This window comes from Rhizobium sp. CF142 (genome assembly GCF_000281145.1).
Taxonomy (GTDB): Bacteria; Pseudomonadota; Alphaproteobacteria; order Rhizobiales; family Rhizobiaceae; genus Rhizobium.
In genome coordinates this window covers 1-18,801 of record NZ_AJWE01000145.1, presented here as the reverse complement: position 1 = coordinate 18,801, position 18,801 = coordinate 1, and the positions used below count along the sequence as shown (strand labels likewise).

Annotated in this window: 18 protein-coding genes; 7 read left to right on the top strand and 11 right to left on the bottom strand. The window is 59.4% G+C overall.

All coding sequences use genetic code 11. The annotated features are described in order from the left end of the window. The first annotated feature begins 312 nt into the window (after positions 1–312). Positions 313–885 (top strand): polyhydroxyalkanoate synthesis repressor PhaR, encoded by a 573-nt coding sequence (gene phaR / locus PMI11_RS35865; protein ID WP_007827566.1) that lies wholly within the window; start codon positions 313–315, stop codon positions 883–885. Here the strand turns inward: phaR and PMI11_RS35860 are convergent. The 5 genes from PMI11_RS35860 to mtgA form a co-directional block, all read right to left on the bottom strand. Next, positions 880–1,287 carry a hypothetical protein gene (locus PMI11_RS35860; RefSeq protein ID WP_007827565.1) on the bottom strand — a complete coding sequence of 136 codons (408 nt, stop codon included), beginning with the start codon at positions 1,285–1,287 and terminating at the stop codon, positions 880–882. The two genes, phaR and PMI11_RS35860, sit on opposite strands and share 6 nt — an antisense overlap. A gap of 144 nt (positions 1,288–1,431) precedes the next feature. Next, complete coding sequence (rpmF, locus tag PMI11_RS35855) at positions 1,432–1,617, bottom strand: 50S ribosomal protein L32 (protein ID WP_007827563.1); 186 nt, start codon at positions 1,615–1,617, stop codon at positions 1,432–1,434. A gap of 155 nt (positions 1,618–1,772) precedes the next feature. Continuing rightward, positions 1,773–2,420 carry a glutathione S-transferase family protein gene (locus PMI11_RS35850; protein ID WP_007827561.1) on the bottom strand — a complete coding sequence of 216 codons (648 nt, stop codon included), beginning with the start codon at positions 2,418–2,420 and terminating at the stop codon, positions 1,773–1,775. A gap of 12 nt (positions 2,421–2,432) precedes the next feature. Next, positions 2,433–3,155, bottom strand: coding sequence for a DUF1868 domain-containing protein (locus PMI11_RS35845; protein ID WP_007827560.1), 723 nt, complete (start codon positions 3,153–3,155; stop codon positions 2,433–2,435). A gap of 95 nt (positions 3,156–3,250) precedes the next feature. Next, the gene (gene mtgA / locus PMI11_RS35840; RefSeq protein ID WP_007827558.1) at positions 3,251–3,988 is read right to left on the bottom strand and encodes a monofunctional biosynthetic peptidoglycan transglycosylase; all 738 of its coding nucleotides are present in this window, start codon (positions 3,986–3,988) and stop codon (positions 3,251–3,253) included. 134 nt (positions 3,989–4,122) lie between these two features. Between mtgA and PMI11_RS35835 the strand changes: the two genes are divergently transcribed. Continuing rightward, positions 4,123–5,037, top strand: coding sequence for a polyprenyl synthetase family protein (locus PMI11_RS35835; protein WP_007827557.1), 915 nt, complete (start codon positions 4,123–4,125; stop codon positions 5,035–5,037). A 60-nt stretch (positions 5,038–5,097) separates the two neighbouring features. Here the strand turns inward: PMI11_RS35835 and ispG are convergent, their stop codons facing one another. From ispG to PMI11_RS35820, 3 genes are all read right to left on the bottom strand, one after another. Further along, on the bottom strand, positions 5,098–6,345 hold the full coding sequence (gene ispG / locus PMI11_RS35830) for a flavodoxin-dependent (E)-4-hydroxy-3-methylbut-2-enyl-diphosphate synthase (RefSeq protein ID WP_007827555.1): 1,248 nt from the start codon (positions 6,343–6,345) through the stop codon (positions 5,098–5,100). A 95-nt stretch (positions 6,346–6,440) separates the two neighbouring features. Then, the gene (locus PMI11_RS35825) at positions 6,441–7,634 is read right to left on the bottom strand and encodes an MFS transporter (RefSeq protein ID WP_007827554.1); all 1,194 of its coding nucleotides are present in this window, start codon (positions 7,632–7,634) and stop codon (positions 6,441–6,443) included. A gap of 61 nt (positions 7,635–7,695) precedes the next feature. After that, positions 7,696–8,472: a DeoR/GlpR family DNA-binding transcription regulator gene (locus PMI11_RS35820; RefSeq protein ID WP_007827553.1), complete on the bottom strand. Its 777-nt coding sequence runs from the start codon at positions 8,470–8,472 to the stop codon at positions 7,696–7,698. Between the two features lie 132 nt (positions 8,473–8,604). Here PMI11_RS35820 and PMI11_RS35815 point away from each other — a divergent pair, with 132 nt between their 5' ends. The 4 genes from PMI11_RS35815 to PMI11_RS35800 all read left to right on the top strand — a co-directional run bounded on the left by PMI11_RS35815 (position 8,605) and on the right by PMI11_RS35800 (position 12,023). Beyond that, the gene (locus PMI11_RS35815) at positions 8,605–9,552 is read left to right on the top strand and encodes a DMT family transporter (RefSeq protein WP_193385642.1); all 948 of its coding nucleotides are present in this window, start codon (positions 8,605–8,607) and stop codon (positions 9,550–9,552) included. 154 nt (positions 9,553–9,706) lie between these two features. Then, complete coding sequence (locus PMI11_RS35810) at positions 9,707–10,480, top strand: amino acid ABC transporter substrate-binding protein (RefSeq protein WP_007827550.1); 774 nt, start codon at positions 9,707–9,709, stop codon at positions 10,478–10,480. A 104-nt stretch (positions 10,481–10,584) separates the two neighbouring features. Further along, on the top strand, positions 10,585–11,265 hold the full coding sequence (locus tag PMI11_RS35805) for an amino acid ABC transporter permease (protein ID WP_007827548.1): 681 nt from the start codon (positions 10,585–10,587) through the stop codon (positions 11,263–11,265). Then, complete coding sequence (locus tag PMI11_RS35800) at positions 11,262–12,023, top strand: amino acid ABC transporter ATP-binding protein (RefSeq protein WP_007827541.1); 762 nt, start codon at positions 11,262–11,264, stop codon at positions 12,021–12,023. The genes PMI11_RS35805 and PMI11_RS35800 overlap by 4 nt, the downstream gene beginning before the upstream one ends. A 44-nt stretch (positions 12,024–12,067) precedes the next feature. On the opposite strand, the gene PMI11_RS35795 is transcribed toward PMI11_RS35800, so the two are convergent. The 3 genes from PMI11_RS35795 to PMI11_RS35785 form a co-directional block, all read right to left on the bottom strand. Next, on the bottom strand, positions 12,068–12,640 hold the full coding sequence (locus PMI11_RS35795) for an NADPH-dependent FMN reductase (protein ID WP_007827531.1): 573 nt from the start codon (positions 12,638–12,640) through the stop codon (positions 12,068–12,070). Between the two features lie 168 nt (positions 12,641–12,808). Next, a complete protein-coding gene (gene pyc / locus PMI11_RS35790; RefSeq protein WP_007827529.1) occupies positions 12,809–16,273 on the bottom strand; it encodes a pyruvate carboxylase in 3,465 nt (1,154 codons plus the stop codon). Positions 16,274–16,391: 118 nt separating this feature from the next. Continuing rightward, complete coding sequence (locus tag PMI11_RS35785) at positions 16,392–17,132, bottom strand: LuxR family transcriptional regulator (protein ID WP_037072745.1); 741 nt, start codon at positions 17,130–17,132, stop codon at positions 16,392–16,394. Positions 17,133–17,452: 320 nt separating this feature from the next. Between PMI11_RS35785 and PMI11_RS35780 the strand changes: the two genes are divergently transcribed. Then, on the top strand, positions 17,453–18,801 hold a 1,349-nt coding region (locus PMI11_RS35780), incomplete at its 3' end, for a glucan ABC transporter ATP-binding protein/ permease (protein WP_007827525.1).

Sequence of the window (18,801 nt, the reverse complement as noted above, 5' to 3'; positions counted from 1 at the left end):
GAATTGTGCCGAAAGCACCGTTAAAGGAACCGACAGCGGTACGCGCTGCGCTGGCGATGACGACGGATGAACTGCTCATGGGGTGGTTTCCTCGTTTCTCGTCACACATATAAGTGGAAACTGACAAAGCTGCAGGCGCAAGTCAAATGCCAAGACTATTCCACTATTTGCTGCAGCGCCCTCGAATGGATTTATCCGTACAGGGAAAGGGCTTGCCGCATCGCACAAAGAGATTGTCACCGCCCTTCTTTTGCGTCTACAGTCTCTGGTGGAGGAGTATCCATACAATCAGACGGGGTTCGGGAGACTGATATGGCGAAGACTGAGGGTCAGATCGTAATCAAGAAATATGCCAATCGACGCCTCTATAATACAGGCACCAGCACCTATGTGACACTGGAAGACCTGGCGGAGATGGTGAAGAAGGGGGAGGATTTTGTCGTTCAGGACGCCAAAAGCGGTGACGACATCACGCATTCGGTACTGACCCAGATTATTTTCGAGCAGGAATCGAAGACCGGTAACACGCTGCTTCCGATCTCCTTCCTGCGTCAGCTGATCACCTACTATGGCGACCAGATGCAGATGGTCGTTCCGAGCTTCCTGGAACATTCCATGCGCGCCTTCACGGAACAGCAGTCGCAGATCCGTGAGCAGGTGAACCGTGCCTTCGGTGAAACGCCGCTCGGCAAGAACCTGCAACTTCCCATGCAGATGGTCGAGGAGCAGGTCCGCCGGAATACCGAGATGTTCCAGCAGGCCATGCAGATGTTCTCGCCCTTCATGACGCCGCCGCCCAAGGAAAGCCGCAAGGCAGAGGCGAAGGACATCGACGAGTTGAAGGAACAGCTACGAGCGCTGCAGAACAAGCTCGACAACCTATAGGCCGATTGAAACGTCCCGGCCGGCGCTGCGGATCGACACCGCAAAGCCGCCGATCACGTCGATCAGCGCAATGGTCATCAGGATGAAGAAGACCTGGGTCGCCGCATCCTGGACGAGAAGAAACTCGACCAGGAAGGCGATGAAGACCAGCATCGACAGCATGTGGTTGATGAGGTTGCCGGAAGCGTTCCGGGTTGCCTTCAGGATCTCGAAGAAGAGTACGACGAGCGCCACGACGATGAAGAGATCGCCGAGCGCCATGCTCCAGATTGCACCCGAAAGCATCGACAGCACGATCACGTCGTGCTGGAGCGAGGGAATTCCGCCGCCGCCCATCAGGCCCAGCATCGCCAGATTGTAAAGAATAAATGGAATAACCATCAGCGGCATTGCGGTAATCATGCAGAAACATCTCCCTGATCTCTAGGGAATACTGCCTGACATCACCGTCTCACTTCAAGGCACCGAAGATTATAATATCTTGAAAAGAAAAGGCCGGCGTCGAGCCGGCCTTCAAAACTTTCATCGGACAAGCCGCATAAAGAATTATGCGTTTTCCTTCGGCGTCAGAACCTGGCGACCACGGTACATACCGGTCTTCAGATCGATATGGTGCGGGCGGCGCAGTTCGCCGGAATTCTTGTCTTCGACATAGGTCGGAGACTTCAGCGCATCAGCCGAACGGCGCATGCCGCGCTTGGACGGGCTCGTTTTTCTCTTCGGTACAGCCATTTCTCTTACTCCACTTGCGGGCAAAACATTCCCACGGCCAGACTGGCGGCCGAAACGGACATGTCGCGATTTCGGAATTTTGCGCGCTTATACATGCAAGGGGCGGCCTTGACCAGTCCCCATATGTATTTTTTGCGATGCCTCAGATTCTCCGCTCAGACTTCGTCTTCCGGCACGATCCACGGCTCGGCGCGGGCTGCTTCTTCCCACTTCCGCCAGGCCGGATGCGCCTTCATGGCACTCATGTAAGCCAGTATATCGGCGCTGCTGACGAGATCATAGATATCGAAGCGATTGACGACGGGCCCAAACATCGCATCCGCTCCGCTGAATGCACCGAAGAGGAACGGTCCACCGGATTTCTGCAGCAGGTCGCGCCAGATTGTCTCGATGCGACTGATATCGGCCGAGACGCCGTCAGGCAGCGCGATCTTGCCCTTCGGGCGGCGAATATTCATCGGGCAGGCGCTGCGCAGCGCCCGGAAGCTCGACATCATCTCCATGGAGACCGCACGGGCAAGCGCCCGCTCGGCGCGACCCTTCGGCAGCAACCCGGCATCGGGGTAAAGCTCGGCTACATATTCGATGATCGCGAAGGATTCCCAGATCTTCAGCGCACCGTGCTGCAGCAGGGGCACATGACCGCTCGGCGAGACCGCCTTGATATTGGGATTGCCGTTTGGATAGTCGAAGGGGATCAACACCTCTTCGAAATCGATGCCGACGCCCGTCAGCGCCATCCACGGCCGGAAGGACCAGGAAGAGTAGTTCTTGTTGGCGATATAGAGCGTCAGCTTGTCCATGGTGCGTTCCTGTCAAGGTTCGAAATCGAAGATCAGCAGTTCGTGGAAGTGGTTCATATCCTCGAACACGCAGAAGGCCGGCGGGTTGAGTTCCAGTACCGGCGCCTTGCTGCGGATATCCTCTGTCACCTCGTCAAGCATCGCCTGCCAGCGCGGCAGCGCCTCGTCTTCCAGCCGCTCGATCGCATAGGTGAAGGTCATGTGGAACTTGTAGTCGTCATGGTTCGGCTGACGATAGCCCAGGAGATCAGCCAGCGCATCGCGCCAGGCACGCATCACCTTGCGATCGCCTTCGGTCGCGCCTTCGACAAGCAGGCCGGACGGCCGAGCGTTGACGATCGCCACCTTGAAAGGCTCGGACATCGAGAAACCTTCGAGCCGCGCTCCCATGAGCTCAGTCATGTCGTCAATCGGCGTTTCCAGGGGGATATCGTCCGGCCAATAATTCTGTTTGCGGCGACCTTCGATAACACCCTCAAAAAGCGTCATATGGATGCTGGTGATCGGCGTAAAGAGGAACTGCGGCGCTTCCGGCATCGCCAGATATTTCTCGCGCGCCTCGATCAGCACCTCCTGTGTTTCTGCTCCCTTGACCGGATGGCAGACGATCGTGTTGCCAGGCTCGGGCAGGAAACCGCCGACTTTGCGGTAGCGGGTACCGAGATGCGCTGGTGGAACGGGATTATGGGTCTTCGAATATTGGAGAAGCTCGGGCGAAAGTGTCGTTGACGTCATGGGCGACTCGGGGCTTTGATTGCTGATGCATTCGCCCATATGGCAGGATCAAGAATGTCAGATGACGCTTGCCGCTTCCAACGACAAGTTCTGATTCAATCATAGATGCACTTGATGTAATCGCCCGAGCCTAGCGCCCGCCGTTCGATGAGCCCTGCAAGCCGGCGCAGCCCTCGCCCGGGTTTTCCGGCGTTGCGGTCGATCGGGTTCGGCAGCGAAACCGCAAGCAACGATGCCTGGCGGCGCGTAAGCTTCGAGGCAGGCACCTTGAAGTGATATTGCGCAGCTGCCTCGATACCATAAATGCCTGGCCCCCATTCGGCGATATTGAGATAGATCTCCATCAGCCGCCGCTTCGACCAGACGAAGTCGGAACCAACAGCCAGCGGCAGTTCCAATCCCTTGCGGATGAAGGAGCGGCTGTTCCAGAGGAAGAGGTTCTTCGCCGTCTGCATGGGGATCGTGCTGCCGCCACGCGTTTCCTGGCCCTTCAGCGTATCTTCGACCAGCATACGCATCTCACCCCAATCGACACCGCCGTGGAAGCAATACTGTCCGTCTTCCGACATCATCACCGATTGCACGAGCACAGGCGCAACATCGTCAATCGACACCCATCGCCGGTCATAACCGCGCAAAAGCACGAGATCGCGCAGCATCAGCGTCGAAACAGGATGGATGAAGGGCAGCAGATAGAGAAGGATCAGCACGTAGGGAAAAAGCAGCACCGCCAGAACGGCAAGAACAATGCGCTTCAGCACCTGGCGGTCTCCAACCCAGCGCCGGCGAACCGGCGCATCGACGCTCTCCTCTGTCTGCGGCGCTATATCCAATGTCCCAGTCCGATTTCGCCCTCGTCGTTGTCATACCGCCTGAAAACCGTCATTGCCAGAGTGCAGCGGAAATCTTGACGCGGTGATCGACAATTCCGTTGCCAGCAGCCGTTCTGCCGTGCCAAAGAGCGCGCATGGACGCTAAGCGGGAAACATTCGAGACACGGTTGAAAAACAGCGCCGCGGAGATCGAGGCGCTGCTCGATCTCCTGCTCTCTCCTGCCGTGCTGTCCGACGAGATCGCCCGTCCCGACCTCTTGCGAAGCGCCATGCACTACGCCGTCCTGAATGGCGGCAAACGCCTGCGCCCCTTCCTTGTCGTGGAAAGCGCAGCACTTCTCGGCGGCAACAGGCAGGCAGCACTTCGCGTCGGCGCGGCACTCGAATGCATCCATTGCTATTCGCTCGTTCACGACGATCTGCCGGCGATGGACGACGACGACCTGCGCCGCGGCAAGCCGACTGCACACATCAAATTCGACGAAGCGACCGCCATTCTGGCCGGCGACAGCCTGCTGACCTACGCCTTCGACATCATCGCTGCGCCGGAAACCGACCTGCCAGACCGCAGCAAGACGGAACTTGTTCTGGCGATCGCCCGCGCCGCGGGCCTCGGAGGCATGGCCGGCGGACAGGCCCTTGATCTTGCAGCGGAAAAGCAGGCGCCTGATGAAGCCGGCATCATTCGCCTGCAGGCGATGAAGACGGGTGCACTGATCCGCTTCGCCTGTGAGGCCGGCGCCATCATTGCCGGCGCGTCTGCCGAAGACCGGCAGCGCCTGCGCCGCTTCGGCGAAAAGATCGGCCTCGCCTTCCAGCTTGCCGATGATATTCTCGACCTGATCTCCGATATCAAGACGATGGGCAAGGCGACCGGCAAGGATGCCGCCCGCGGCAAGGGAACGCTGGTGGCGCTTCACGGCATGGAATGGGCGGAGAAGCGGCTGCGCCAGCATGTAGAGGACGCGGAAGAGCTGCTCGCCCCCTATGGTGAACGCGCCGCAGTGCTGATCGCTACGGCTCTGTTCGTGGCCGAACGCAAGAACTGAGACAGTGGAAGGGCGGTACCATCCAGCCCTGCTGCAGGAGATCATCGAAAAGCGGAGTGATTACTCCGCTGCCGTCTTCTGGCCGAAACGCTTCTCGATATAGTCGATGACAAGCGCCTCGAAATCCGAGGCGATATTTGGACCGCGCAGCGTCAGGGCTTTCTTGCCGTCGATGAAGACGGGGGCAGCCGGCGTCTCGCCGGTGCCCGGAAGCGAAATGCCGATATCGGCATGTTTGCTTTCGCCCGGTCCATTGACGATACAGCCCATGACGGCGACATTGAGCGCTTCCACACCCGGATATTTCTCACGCCAGATTGGCATGTTCTTGCGGATGTCGTTCTGGATGTTCTGCGCGAGCTCCTGGAATACCGTCGAGGTCGTGCGCCCACAGCCGGGACAGGCCGCGACGACGGGCACAAACTGGCGGAAACCCATGACCTGCAGCAGTTCCTGCGCCACTTGCACCTCGCGGGTGCGGTCACCATTCGGCTCCGGCGTCAGCGAAATGCGGATTGTATCGCCAATGCCGTTCTGCAGCACATAACCCATGGCAGCAGAAGAGGCGACGATGCCCTTGGTGCCCATGCCGGCTTCGGTCAGACCGAGATGCAGCGCATGGTTGGAGCGCTCGGCGAGCATGGAATTGACGGCGATCAGATCCTGAACCTGGCTGACCTTGGCCGACAGGATGATGCGGTTGCGCGGCAGACCGATCTCTTCGGCGAGCTGAGCAGACAGTAGCGCCGACTGCACAATTGCCTCGTGCGTCACCTGCCGGGCCGAAAGTGGCGATCCCTCGGCCTGGTTCTTGTCCATCAACTGCGTCAGCAGTTCCTGGTCCAGCGAACCCCAGTTGACACCGATGCGCACCGGTTTGTTATACCGGATCGCCATCTCGATGATTTCGGCGAACTGCTTGTCCTTCTTGTCCTTGAAGCCGACATTGCCGGGATTGATGCGATATTTCGCCAGCGCTTCGGCGCAGGCCGGATGATCGGCAAGCAGCTTGTGACCGATATAGTGGAAATCGCCGATCAGTGGCACATCCATGCCGAGGCGCAGCAGCCGCTCGCGGATCTTCGGCACGGCGGCAGCACTTTCGTCGCGGTCAACAGTGATGCGTACCAGCTCCGAACCGGCGCGATGGAGTGCAGCCACCTGCGCAACCGTGGAATCCACATCCGCCGTATCGGTGTTGGTCATGGATTGCACGACGACCGGCGCACCGCCGCCGACGATGACACCGCCGACATCGACGGCAACGGAAGCGCGGCGCGGTTTCGGATCGAAATCGAAAGCAGACATAAAGAGCTCTTACACCCGGAAAACAGAGCCTTTCAGGTGGATCAAGCCCGCGAGCTTGTCAACCGCCCCGTATATCACTTTTGTTTGGAGGCGGCTCAGTGGCCGCCGCCCGAGACCCCGTCGGCATATTGCGCGAGCCTGGAGAATGCGAGAACCACGAGCAGCAGCACGGGCAGCGCCATAAAGACGGCAGCAAAGCCCACATGCTCGGCCACGAAGCCGATCACCGAAGGCGCCACCAGCATGCCGGAATAGCCCAGGGTCGTGACGACGGAGATGCCGATGCCAGGCTTCAGGCCGGGGATATTGCCCGCAGCCGAAAAGGCGATGGGCACCATGTTCGAAATACCAATACCGCAAAGCGCGAAGCCGATGATGGCAATTTCGGCATTCGGCGCAAGGCTCGTAAGCAGCAAGCCGACGATGGCAAACAGCGTGCAGATGCGCAGCGTCTTGACCCCGCCGAGACGATCGCGGACCAGATCGCCGGCAAAGCGCATGATCGCCATGGCTGCCGAGAAGGCCGCAAAGCCGAGGCCGGAGAGGGCGACCGACGCGCCCATTTCCTGCCTGAGATAAAGCGCACCCCAGTCTAGGATCGCTCCTTCCGGCACCATGCAGAACAGCGCCATCAGACCGAGCAGCCACGGCAGCGGCACCATCGGCAGCTTCGTCTTCTCCTTCTTGGTATCGGGATGCGGCGGATCGGCCAGGACCATCGGCCAGGCGGCGGCAAGGAAGATAGCGGCCAGCACGGTCGCCAGTTCCGCGTGGCCGAGAATGCCGAGCCTGGAGATCACCAGGCCGCCGAGGCCGGAGCCGATCAGACCGCCAAGGCTCCAGAACGCATGGCAGGATGACATGATCGCGCGGCGCATGGATTTTTCCACCGCCACGGCATTGGCATTCATTGCCACATCCATCGCGCCCATGAAACCGCCGAACAGAAAGAGCGAGATCGCCCCTGTGATGACGTTGGGAGCCAGCGTCAGTGCCAGAAGCATTGGCAGCAAACAAACGGCGAGCACCCGCACGACAACGCGTGAACCATGCTTGGCAATCTGCGCGCCGGCGATTGGCATCATGACCAGCGAGCCAAAACCAAAGACGAGGATCATCAGCCCAAGCTCGAACTTGGTCAGTCCCAGCCGCTCGGCAAAGTCAGGAATCTTCGGCGCCCAGGAGCCGACGACGAAACCATTCATGAGAAAAAGCAGCGAGACGGCCGTTCTGCTCCTGGTAATGAAGCCGCTCCGTACCCGCGGTGCTGCACTCACATTATTATCCATTTCCTTGTCTTTCCTCTTGATCAGGCTTGCTTGCCCGATCCCCGTAAAAGGCGGAACGGTCTCAAGCCGTCTTGTCCGCAATGATCGTCCGGCACCCGCGTGCACGGTATTGTTCGAGCATGGCGGCATCCGCATCGTGCTCGACGATGAGGCATTCGCAATGCGCGACCGGCAGAACGCTGTGTGGTGCAGCCGTACCGAATTTTTCCGATGTCGCAGCGACCATGACCCGCTTGCTCCTGGATGTGGCGAACCTCTTGAACTCCGCATCCTCGAAGCCGAAAGTCGTCAGTCCCGCCTCGATATCGACGCCGCAGGCGCCAAGGATGCAAAGGTCAGGCGAAAGCTGCTCCATGTCGCGCAAGGCCTTTGCGCCAAGCGATCCGCCGGTCTGGCGGTCGACCAGACCGCCGATCAGGATCACGTTGACACCGGGCTTTTCAATCAACGCCGCAGCAATTGCCGGAGCATTGGTTGCTGCCGTCAGCGCAAGATCGGCCGGTAAAGCGTTGGCAATCGCCAGATTGGTGCTGCCGGCATCGAAGAATACCGTCGTACCTGCGACGATTTCCTCTGCCGCGGCGCGGGCCAGCGCCTGTTTCCGTTCGGCAGCAAAGCTCGTGCGCTGGGTCAGGCTTCCGTGCGCCGGCGAAATCGGCAACGCTCCGCCATATACCCTCTCGCAGAGCCCCGCCGCCGCCATCTCGCGCAGATCGCGCCGTACCGTATCCTCCGAGACGCCGAATTCGACTGCCAGTTCCGCAGCCAGCACGCGGCCATGCGTCTTGAGCCGCTCGGAAATGACAGTCTGGCGTTCCCGCAACAGGAAATCTTGCATGTTTATACCGGATCAACTCTTCAAAATCTGAAATCATGCATAAACACTGATGACCGTGCACACAACATGCACGATCACACGTTTTCTGACGCTCTGAAACAAAGCTCCACGATCAGGGCGAGATCTCGCATATTGACCGTCTCCGGGGGCGGGACTATCGATCAGGCATTCCCGATTCCCGCCGGCATAGCCCGCCTCTGGTACATCCCCGTGAAAAACTCCGTCAGCCTGGGCATTCTGCTCACGACCGCCGCCTATATGGCGTTCACTTTCCATGATGCGATCGTCAAAGTTTTGACGGCGAGCATTCCCGTCTGGCAGATCCTGTTCTTCCGCAGTCTCACCATCCTTCTCGGCTGCCTCGCCTATGACCGCAGCAAGCTTGTGCATCAGGCGATCACCTCGCCGATCATCAAGCCGATGATTGCCCGCAGCATCCTTCTGCTCTGTGCCTGGCTTTCATACTACACTGCCGCAAGTCATCTGCAGCTCGCCGAGGTCACGACGCTCTATTACGCAGCACCCGTCGTCGGCACCTTGCTCGCCTGGTTCATCTTGAAGGAAGAGGTCACCCCCGCCCGTTGGCTTGCGGTCGGTGTCGGCTTCGTCGGCGTGCTCATCGCCTGCAATCCGGTCGGGCTCACGATCTCCTGGCCTGTTTATCTGGCGCTGCAGGCAGCCGTGCTCTGGGCTTCCGCCATGGTATTGCTGCGCAAGACCTCGCTGCATGAGAAGACTATCATCCAGCTTGCGGTCTCCAACGTCTTCTTCCTCATCATGACCGGTATTGCCGTGATCTACACCTGGCAGACCCCAACCCTAACGCAACTCGCCCTGCTCATCGGCACCGGTGTCGTCGCCGGCTGCGCCCAGTTCGCCCTCTTTGAAGGCATGCGTCAGGCTCCGGTGTCGGTGCTCGCGCCCTTCGAATATACATCGCTCGTCTGGGCCTTCATCCTCGGCTATCTGATCTGGGCTGATATACCCACGCAGAATGTCGTCGTCGGTGCGGTGATGATTCTTGGCGCGGGCTTGATCATCATCGTCAGCGAAAGATTGCGTCGTCGGGCCACGGCCTGATACCGGTTTCAGCCGGATTCGTGGTTGGAGCGGCAGCTTGAGAAAAATATTCGCAGTTGCCGCTTTTATTTGCAGTTTTCTACGCTTTCGATGCCGCAATTTTCTGCGATGTATCGACCATCCGAACACAATCTTCCCAAGGATGGATAGAACAATGAACTGGTTGAAAACCGTCGTCGCCGCCGCCCTCATTCAGGCTGCAGCCCTGCTGCCCGCCCATGCCGGCGAAAACCTCAGCGCCATTAAGTCTGCAGGCGTCTTCAAGATCGGCACGGAAGGCACCTATGCGCCTTTCACCTATCATGACGAAAGCGGCAAGCTCGTGGGCTTCGACGTCGAGATCGGCGAAGCGGTGGCCGCCAAGCTCGGCGTCAAGGCGGAGTTCGTCGAAGGCAAATGGGACGGCCTGATCGCCGGCCTCGACGCCAAGCGTTATGACACCGTCATCAACCAGGTCGGGATCACCGATGCGCGCAAGCAGAAGTACGACTTCTCCGAACCTTATATCGCGTCGAAGGCCGTTCTGATCGTTCGTGACGGCGACGACAGCATCAAGACCTTCGCTGACCTCAAGGGCAAGAAATCCGCCCAGTCGCTGACCAGCAACTTCGGCAAGCTCGCCACGGAAGCAGGCGCCGAACTCGTCGGCACCGACGGCTTCGACCAGTCGATCCAGCTCGTCCTGACGAAGCGCGCCGACGCAACGATCAACGACAGCCTGTCCTTCCTCGACTTCAAGAAGCACAAGCCGGACGCTCCGGTAAAGATCGTCGCCCAGCAGGAAAATGCCGACTATTCCGGCATCATCATCCGCAAGGGCGAGCCGGAACTGCTCGAAGCGATCAACAAGGCGCTCGCCGATATCAAGGCTGACGGCACCTACAAGAAGATCGCCGACAAGTATTTCGGCCAGGACGTTTCGAAGTAAGTCCTGACACCGGCGGTTTCGCGCTGCCGCCATATCATCTATAGCTGCATGAGAAAGCGTCCGGCGAACACTCGCCGGACGCGTCTTTTCTTGAGGACACGCCCTTGCCGCACTGGCTCCAACTGATGGCGGAATCGCTTCCCTCGCTCCTCTGGGCGGGGCTGATCTTCACCATTCCCTTGACCCTGCTTTCCTTCGCCTTCGGCCTGATCCTGGGACTGATCACCGCGATCGCCCGCCTTTTCGGACCCGAGCCTGTTGCAGCCATCGCCCGTTTCTATGTCTGGGTCATCCGCGGCACGCCGCTGCTCGTCCAGCTCTTCGTGATCTTTTATGGCCTGCCGAGCATCGGCATCCTACTCGACGCCTTCCCGGCAGCGCTGATCGGTTTCACGCTGAATATCGGCGCCTACAGCTCCGAAATCATCCGCGCCGTCATCTCCTCTGTGCCCAAGGGTCAATGGGAAGCGGCCTATTCCATCGGCATGAGCTGGCGTCAGGCCATGAGCCGCACCATCCTGCCGCAGGCCGCCCGCGTCGCAGTACCGCCGCTGTCGAATACCTTCATTTCACTGGTCAAGGATACCTCGCTCGCAGCTGCCATCACAGTGCCCGAGCTTTTCCAAGCCGCGCAGCGCATCGTCGCGACCACCTACGAACCGCTGATCCTTTATATCGAGGCGGCGCTGATCTATCTCGCCTTGAGCTCCGTACTCTCGACGCTGCAGCAGCGGCTGGAGCGCCGCTTCGCCCGTTATGGCGGAATGCTGGAGGCAAATGCATGATCGAGCTTTCCAATATCGAAAAGCGCTTCGGCGACGCCGTCATCTTGAAGGATATCAGTATCCGCATTCCGGAAGGCAGCGTCACCGCCCTCGTCGGCCCCTCCGGCGGCGGCAAGAGCACCCTGCTCCGTTGCATCAATCTCCTGGAGATCCCGACCGTAGGCACGATCCGACTCGGCGAAGAAACGCTCTCTTTCACGCCGGGCAAGCGTGTCGGCTGGCAGGCAATCCAGAAGATCCGTCGCCAGACCGGCATGGTCTTCCAGAACTTTCAGCTTTTCCCGCATAAGACGGCGATCGAAAATGTCATGGAAGGTCTGGTCACGGTCCTGAAATGGCCAAGGGAAAAGGCGCGCGAACGCGCCATGGAACTGCTGACCAAGGTCGGCATGGCGCACAAGACCGATGCCTGGCCCTCGACGCTCTCCGGCGGCCAGCAGCAGCGTGTGGCGATCGCCCGCGCTCTTGCGCCTTCGCCGCGCGTATTGCTCTGTGACGAGCCGACGTCTGCGCTTGATCCGGAACTCTCTGCGGAAGTGGTCGATGTGCTGGGCCAGCTCGCCCGCGAAGGCACGACCATGGTCATGGCGACTCATGATCTTCGCCTCGCCTCCAAGATCGCCAATGACGTGGTTTTTCTGGAGGCCGGCAGTGTGGTGGAAACCGGGAGCGCCCGAGCGATCTTCAATACGCCGGAGAAGGAGCGCACGAAGCGCTTCATCTCCACCATCAACGCCGCTCATACCTACGATATTTGAGGTAATGCCGGGATGCGAACATCCCGGCATACGGGAAATTCCGATCAGGCCGCCGTGACGACGGCACGTGCTGCCTTCAGCGCATTGCCCCACCAGGTCAGCTGATCGAGCAGGTTCTTGGCGGCTTCGTTCAGATGCGCGTAATCGCCGAGGCTCTTGCCTTCCTTCAGAACGGCAAGATATTCGCTGAACGCGATATGAACTCCCGTCCTGACAGAAGCTGCACTCATTTCGACGAAGACCAGACGAAGTTGCTCGACGGCGCGTGCGCCGCCGACGCCACCGTAACCGACGAAGCCGACCGGCTTCTGGATGAATTCGCCGAGATCGATCGCGTTCTTCAGAACAGCCGTCGGAGCATGGTTATATTCGGCGACCGTGAAGATGAAGCCGTCGAATTGGCGCAGCTTCTTCTTCCAGCGCTCGGCGGTTTCGCTTTCCGTCGTGGTGGCGCGCGCTTCACCGAAGAAATGCATCGGGTAGTCGAGAAGATCGAGAACCTCGACTTCGAGATCGGAACGCTGGCCGACGAGTTCGGCGATCCACTTGGCCGGATGTTCAGCGAAACGGCCAATACGCGTGCTGCCGACGATGACGGCAATCTTCAACTTGCTCATGAGATGGTCCCTGATTGGTCTTTGGGGGCGGTGATGGGAGCTGAAGTTTATGAGAAAGCCTCCTCGCCCGGCAAGGCGAGAAGGCTGCTAACTCATAGAAAAATCAGCTTTTTAACGACACGATCGTACACAATCGGGTGATGTCGGAAACGATCGTCCGTCGTCTTCTTAACCGGCATAGACGACGAGCAGATCCTTGGCGTCGATCTGGTCGCCGGCCTTGACCAGGACTTCCGAGATCGTGCCGTCCTTCTCCGCATGCAGCGCCGTTTCCATCTTCATCGCCTCGATGGAGACGAGTACGTCACCGGCACTGACGACCTGGCCAGGTGCAATGAAGACACGCGAGATGACGCCTGGCATCGGCGCCCCGACATGGACGGCATTGCCGGCTTCCGCCTTGCGGCGGGCCGCAGCCCCCGAAGCGCCGTGCGCCCGATCCGGCACCTTGATGCGGCGCGGTTGACCATTGAGTTCGAAGAAGACGGTGACCATGCCCTGGCTATCGGTGCCGCTCATCGCCTGGTTCACGATGACCAGCGTCTTGCCCTTTTCGATATCGGCAAACAGCTCGTCGCCATCCTTGAGGCCGTAGAAATAGGAGGGCGTCGGCAGCACCGAAACCGGACCATAAGTGTCCGCAGCCAATGCGAAATCCGTGAAGACCTTCGGATACATCAGGTAAGAGGCAAACTCGAAGTCGCTGACCTCACGCTCCAGCTTGGTCTCGATCGCCTTGCGCTCCACATCGAGGTCGGCATCGTCAAGCAGCGAGCCGGGGCGCACCGTATAGGGCTGTTCGCCTTTCAACGCCTTCTTCTGCAGCGCTTCCGGCCATCCTGACGGAGGCTGGCCGAGATCACCCTTCAGCATCGAGACGACCGATTCCGGGAAAGAGACTTCCTTCTCAGCGCTGACCACATCGGCAACCGTCAGGTCTTGGCTCACCATCATCAACGCCATATCGCCGACGACCTTGGAGGACGGCGTCACCTTGACGATATCGCCGAACATCTGGTTGGCGTCGGCATAGGCCTGCGCCACCTGGTGCCAGCGGGTCTCGAGCCCCAGCGAGCGGGCCTGTTCCTTGAGGTTGGTGAACTGGCCGCCCGGCATTTCGTGCAGGTAGACTTCCGAAGCCGGACCCTTGAGATCGCTCTCGAAGGCCGCATATTGATTGCGAACCGCTTCCCAATAGAAGGAGATGCGGCGGATCCATTCCGGATCGAGGCCCGGATCGCGCTCGGAACCACGTAGCGCCTCGACGATGGAGCCGAGGCAGGGCTGCGACGTATTGCCTGACAGTGCATCCATCGCCGCATCGACGGCATCGACGCCGGCATCCACGGCAGCAAGAACCGTGGCCGCGGCAATGCCCGACGTATCATGCGTGTGGAAGTGGATCGGCAGGCTGGTCGCTTCGCGCAGCGCCTTGAACAGCACCTTGGCCGCGGCCGGCTTCAGGAGGCCCGCCATGTCCTTCAGCGCAATGATATGCGCGCCGGCCTTTTCGAGTTCGATAGCAAGGTCCGTGTAATATTTCAGGTCATACTTCGGTCGCGCCGAATTGAGGATATCGCCGGTGTAGCAGATCGCCGCTTCGCAGAGCTTGTTCTCCTCGGCGACGGCATCCATCGACACGCGCATATTCTCTACCCAGTTCAGGCAGTCGAAGACGCGGAAAAGGTCGATGCCGCCCTTGGCAGCCTGACGAACGAAATATTTCACGACATTGTCAGGATAGTTCTTGTAGCCAACGCCGTTCGCGCCGCGCAACAGCATCTGCAGCAGAAGGTTGGGAGCCGCCTCGCGGATCAACCCCAGACGCTCCCATGGATCCTCGGTCAGAAAGCGCATGGAGACGTCGAAGGTCGCACCACCCCAACATTCCAGCGACAAGAGATTTGGCAGCGCATGCGCATAGGTGCCAGCGATCTTGGCAATGTCATAGGTGCGCATGCGGGTGGCGAGCAGCGACTGGTGACCGTCGCGCATCGTCGTATCGGTCAGCAGCACCTGCTTCTGCCCGCGCATCCATTCGCCGAATTTCTTCGGGCCGAGTTGGTCGAGAAGCTGCTTCGTACCATCGGCAATCTTGCCGCCGTCCGCATAGGGTACGACCGGCTTGGCGGCATCCTCCGATGGACGCGGGCGATCCTTCGCTTCGGGATGACCGTTGACGGTGACATCGGCGAGATAGGTCAAAAGCTTGGTGGCACGGTCCTGGCGCTTGACCTGCTGGAAGAGCTCCGGCGTCGTGTCGATGAAACGCGTCGTATAGGTGTTATCCTTGAACTTCGGATGCGTGATGATCGCTTCCAGGAAGGTCAGGTTGGTGGCAACACCGCGAATACGGAATTCGCGCAGTGCGCGGTCCATGCGGGAAATCGCTTCCAGCGGGTTCGGCGCCCAGGCCGTCACCTTCACCAGCAGCGGATCGTAATAGCGAGTGATAATCGCGCCGGTATAGGACGTGCCGCCGTCGAGGCGGATACCGAAGCCAGATGCCGAACGATAGGCAGTGATGCGGCCATAGTCCGGAATGAAATTATGCTCCGGATCTTCCGTCGTGATACGGCACTGCAGCGCATGGCCGTTGAGGCGGATATCGGCCTGCTTCGGCACGCCGGATTCCTCAGTGCCGATCGCGAAACCGTCGAGGATGTGGATCTGCGCCTTGACGATATCGATACCGGTCACGACTTCCGTGACCGTATGCTCGACCTGGATGCGCGGATTGACCTCGATGAAGTAGAATTTGCCGGTATCTGCATCCATCAGATACTCGACGGTGCCGGCGCCGACGTAGTTCGTCGCCTGCGCGATCTTCAGCGAATAGGCTGCAAGTTCCTGACGCTGCGCTTCCGACAGATAGGGGGCGGGGGCGCGCTCGACGACTTTCTGGTTACGGCGCTGGATGGAGCAGTCGCGCTCGAAGAGATGCACGACATTGCCGTGTGTATCGCCGAGGATCTGGCTTTCGACGTGGCGGGCACGCTCGACAAGCTTTTCGAGATAGACCTCGTCCTTGCCGAAGGCGGCCATCGCCTCGCGCTTGGCTTCCGTCACCTCGCGGGCGAGATCGGCTTCGGAGCGGATGACGCGCATGCCGCGACCGCCGCCGCCCCAGGACGCCTTCAGCATCACGGGATAGCCGATCGCAGCAGCCATCTTGGCAACTTCCGCCATATCGTCAGGCAGCGGCTCAGTCGCCGGAACGACCGGAACGCCGACGGAAATGGCGAGATTGCGCGCTGCCACCTTGTTGCCGAGCTGACGCATAGTATCGGCCCTCGGGCCGATGAAGGTGATGCCTGCAGCATTGCAGGCATCGACGAATTCGGGGCTTTCGGAAAGCAGACCGTAGCCCGGATGAATGGCGTCGGCGCCGGAAAGCTTGGCGACGCGGATCACTTCGTCGATCGAAAGATAGCTTTCGATCGGCCCTAGATCGCGGGTGAGATGCGGGCCGCGGCCGACTTGATAGCTCTCGTCGGCCTTGAAGCGGTGCAGCGCCAGCTTGTCTTCCTCAGCCCATATCGCGACCGTTTTTATTCCAAGCTCATTGGCCGCGCGGAAGACGCGGATGGCGATTTCGGAACGGTTGGCGACAAGAATCTTCGATATGGGCAATGTACTCTCCTCAAAGCACGAAAAACGGGCCATGCTGCACCCGCGAAGAGAATTCTTAACGTGCTGTTACAGAAAGTTCAATTTCCCTCGTCTCGACGAAATAGAATTTCTCTAGATCTCAGGTAATCAAACCATACCGGAAAGCAAGCGCCACCGCCTGCTGCCGGTTCTTCGCCTTCAGCTTATCCTGCAGACCGTTCATGTACCAGTCGACCGTATGATTGGAGATCTTCAGATGCTTGCTGATTTCCATCGAGGTCATGCCCTCGGCGAGATAATGCAGGATTTCCATTTCGCGCCGGGTCAGCTGTGTGTCGGTTATCGGCACCGTTTCCAGCGCTGCGGCTTCGCCCTGCAGATCGAGCAGCCGCCAGAAGGCCTTGCGGGCGATCGCCTCGAAAAGCGAGATTTCAGCCGGAGAGAGATCAACGGGCTTGCCGCCAAGGCTGAGGCTGCCCAGGATGCCGTTTCGTCCGTAGATCGGGAAGACATAGCCGTCTTCCAGCCCGTGGCCGAAGGCATCGACCATCATCTGCTCCATGCGGCGCTGATGCGGGTCGGCCCTAAAAGCAGCCATGCTGTCGCGCCAGCGGAAGGGCCGCTGCGCATGTGCAAGATACCGCACGGTCGGATCGACGAGCACATATTTTTTCACCGTATAGACGTGTGACCATCTGTCTGGCCACCGGCTGGCCATAGTCACACTCCATGGGTTGTCTCCTTGCTTGGGATGGCGAAGCAGGCCATAGAAATCGAATCCGTTCGCGCGGATCACCTTGTCGAGTTCTTCGACCGCGCTTTCGCTGTCGGAATGTTCCTCTAGAATAACAAGTAATTGAATTAAAGAATGAATTTGCACAAAATGCCCCTTGCCCGGACCAACGAGGCCGCCGGAGCAGGCCTGATAACCCGCCGCTGAACGGTCTTTATTAAAAAATTGCAGTTCACAAACTGGATGGTGCGCTAGACGCTCCAGGGAATGCAAGCGCAAATTGTCGCGCTCTATGCCTAAGCAACAATTTCGAAACTATGGTCACTTATCGCACTCAGCGATCGCACCGCATGCGCGAATTTCGAAGCCGGATTCCAAACCTGAATATCCCGTTAATCGTCGGTTCAGGTAGATTTTTGTAGCATCGCATCATCCCGTTTTTCGCAGATGCAAAAAGAGGTTCCGACGTGTCGTTATTCAAGGTCTATGCAAGGGCTCTGCGCTATCTCGGCGCCTACAAGCTCCGCGTATCCCTCGTCGTTATCGCGAACATCGTATTGGCGGCGATCACCATCGCCGAGCCGATCCTGTTCGGCCGCATCATCGATGCGATTTCCGGCAAGGGCGAGGTGAAGCCTATCCTTATGATGTGGGCGGGCTTTGCCGTTTTCAACACCATCGCTTTCGTTCTCGTGGCGCGAGAAGCCGACAGGCTGGCTCATGGGCGCCGAGCGACGCTTCTGACGGAAGCCTTCGGCCGCATCATTTCCATGCCGCTGTCCTGGCACCACCAGCGGGGTACGTCCAACGCGCTGCATACGCTGCTGCGCGCCTGTGAAACCCTGTTCGGCCTGTGGCTCGAATTCATGCGCAACCATCTTTCGACGGTTATTGCGCTTGGCCTGCTCATCCCGACCGCGATGTCTATGGATCTGCGTCTTTCCGCGGTCCTCATCGTGCTCGGCATCGCCTACTGGATCATCGGCCGTGTGGTCATGAGCCGCACCAAGGACGGCCAGGCTTCGGTCGAAAACCACTATCATACCGTCTTCGGTCACGTCAGCGATTCCATCAGCAACGTCTCGGTGCTGCATAGCTATAACCGCATCGAGGCTGAAACCCGGGCGCTGAAGTCCTTTGCCGACCGCCTGCTGCAGGCCCAGTATCCGGTGCTCGACTGGTGGGCGCTTGCCAGCGCGCTGAACCGTATGGCCTCGACGATCGCCATGATGATCGTGCTCGTCATCGGCACCGTGCTCGTCCAGAACGGCGAATTGCGCGTCGGCGACGTCATCGCCTTCATCGGTTTTGCCAACCTGCTGATTGCCCGCCTGGACCTGATGCGCCAGTTCGCCACGCAGATCTTCGAGGCCCGTTCGAAGCTGGAAGACTTCTACAATCTGGAAGATTCCGTTCGTGACCGCGAAGAGCCGGCCGGCAATGGCGAGATCAAGGACGTCAAGGGCGATGTCGAGTTCGACAACGTCTCCTTCGGCTTCGCCAACAGCTCGCAGGGCCTGCACAACGTCTCCTTCAAGGTGAAGGCCGGCCAGACTGTTGCGATCGTCGGCCCGACCGGCGCCGGCAAGACGACGCTCGTCAACCTGTTGCAGCGTGTTTACGATCCGCAGGGCGGTCAGATCCTCGTCGACGGCCATGATATCAGCAAGGTCACGCGCAAATCGCTGCGCCGTTATATCGCCACCGTCTTCCAGGACGCGGGCCTGTTGAACCGCTCGATCAGCGACAACATCCGCCTCGGCCGCGAGAACGCTTCGGAAGAGGACATGCGCCGCGCCGCCGAAGCGGCTGGCGC

Coding starts and splice junctions, on each gene's coding strand:
- PMI11_RS35835 (WP_007827557.1), top strand. CDS start 4,123: ATGGACGCTAAGCGGGAAACATTCGAGACACGGTTGAAAAACAGCGCC.
- PMI11_RS35825 (WP_007827554.1), bottom strand. CDS start 7,634: ATGGATAATAATGTGAGTGCAGCACCGCGGGTACGGAGCGGCTTCATT.
- ispG (WP_007827555.1), bottom strand. CDS start 6,345: ATGTCTGCTTTCGATTTCGATCCGAAACCGCGCCGCGCTTCCGTTGCC.
- PMI11_RS35795 (WP_007827531.1), bottom strand. CDS start 12,640: ATGAGCAAGTTGAAGATTGCCGTCATCGTCGGCAGCACGCGTATTGGC.
- PMI11_RS35810 (WP_007827550.1), top strand. CDS start 9,707: ATGAACTGGTTGAAAACCGTCGTCGCCGCCGCCCTCATTCAGGCTGCA.
- PMI11_RS35820 (WP_007827553.1), bottom strand. CDS start 8,472: ATGCAAGATTTCCTGTTGCGGGAACGCCAGACTGTCATTTCCGAGCGG.
- PMI11_RS35845 (WP_007827560.1), bottom strand. CDS start 3,155: ATGACGTCAACGACACTTTCGCCCGAGCTTCTCCAATATTCGAAGACC.
- rpmF (WP_007827563.1), bottom strand. CDS start 1,617: ATGGCTGTACCGAAGAGAAAAACGAGCCCGTCCAAGCGCGGCATGCGC.
- PMI11_RS35800 (WP_007827541.1), top strand. CDS start 11,262: ATGATCGAGCTTTCCAATATCGAAAAGCGCTTCGGCGACGCCGTCATC.
- PMI11_RS35860 (WP_007827565.1), bottom strand. CDS start 1,287: ATGATTACCGCAATGCCGCTGATGGTTATTCCATTTATTCTTTACAAT.
- PMI11_RS35850 (WP_007827561.1), bottom strand. CDS start 2,420: ATGGACAAGCTGACGCTCTATATCGCCAACAAGAACTACTCTTCCTGG.
- phaR (WP_007827566.1), top strand. CDS start 313: ATGGCGAAGACTGAGGGTCAGATCGTAATCAAGAAATATGCCAATCGA.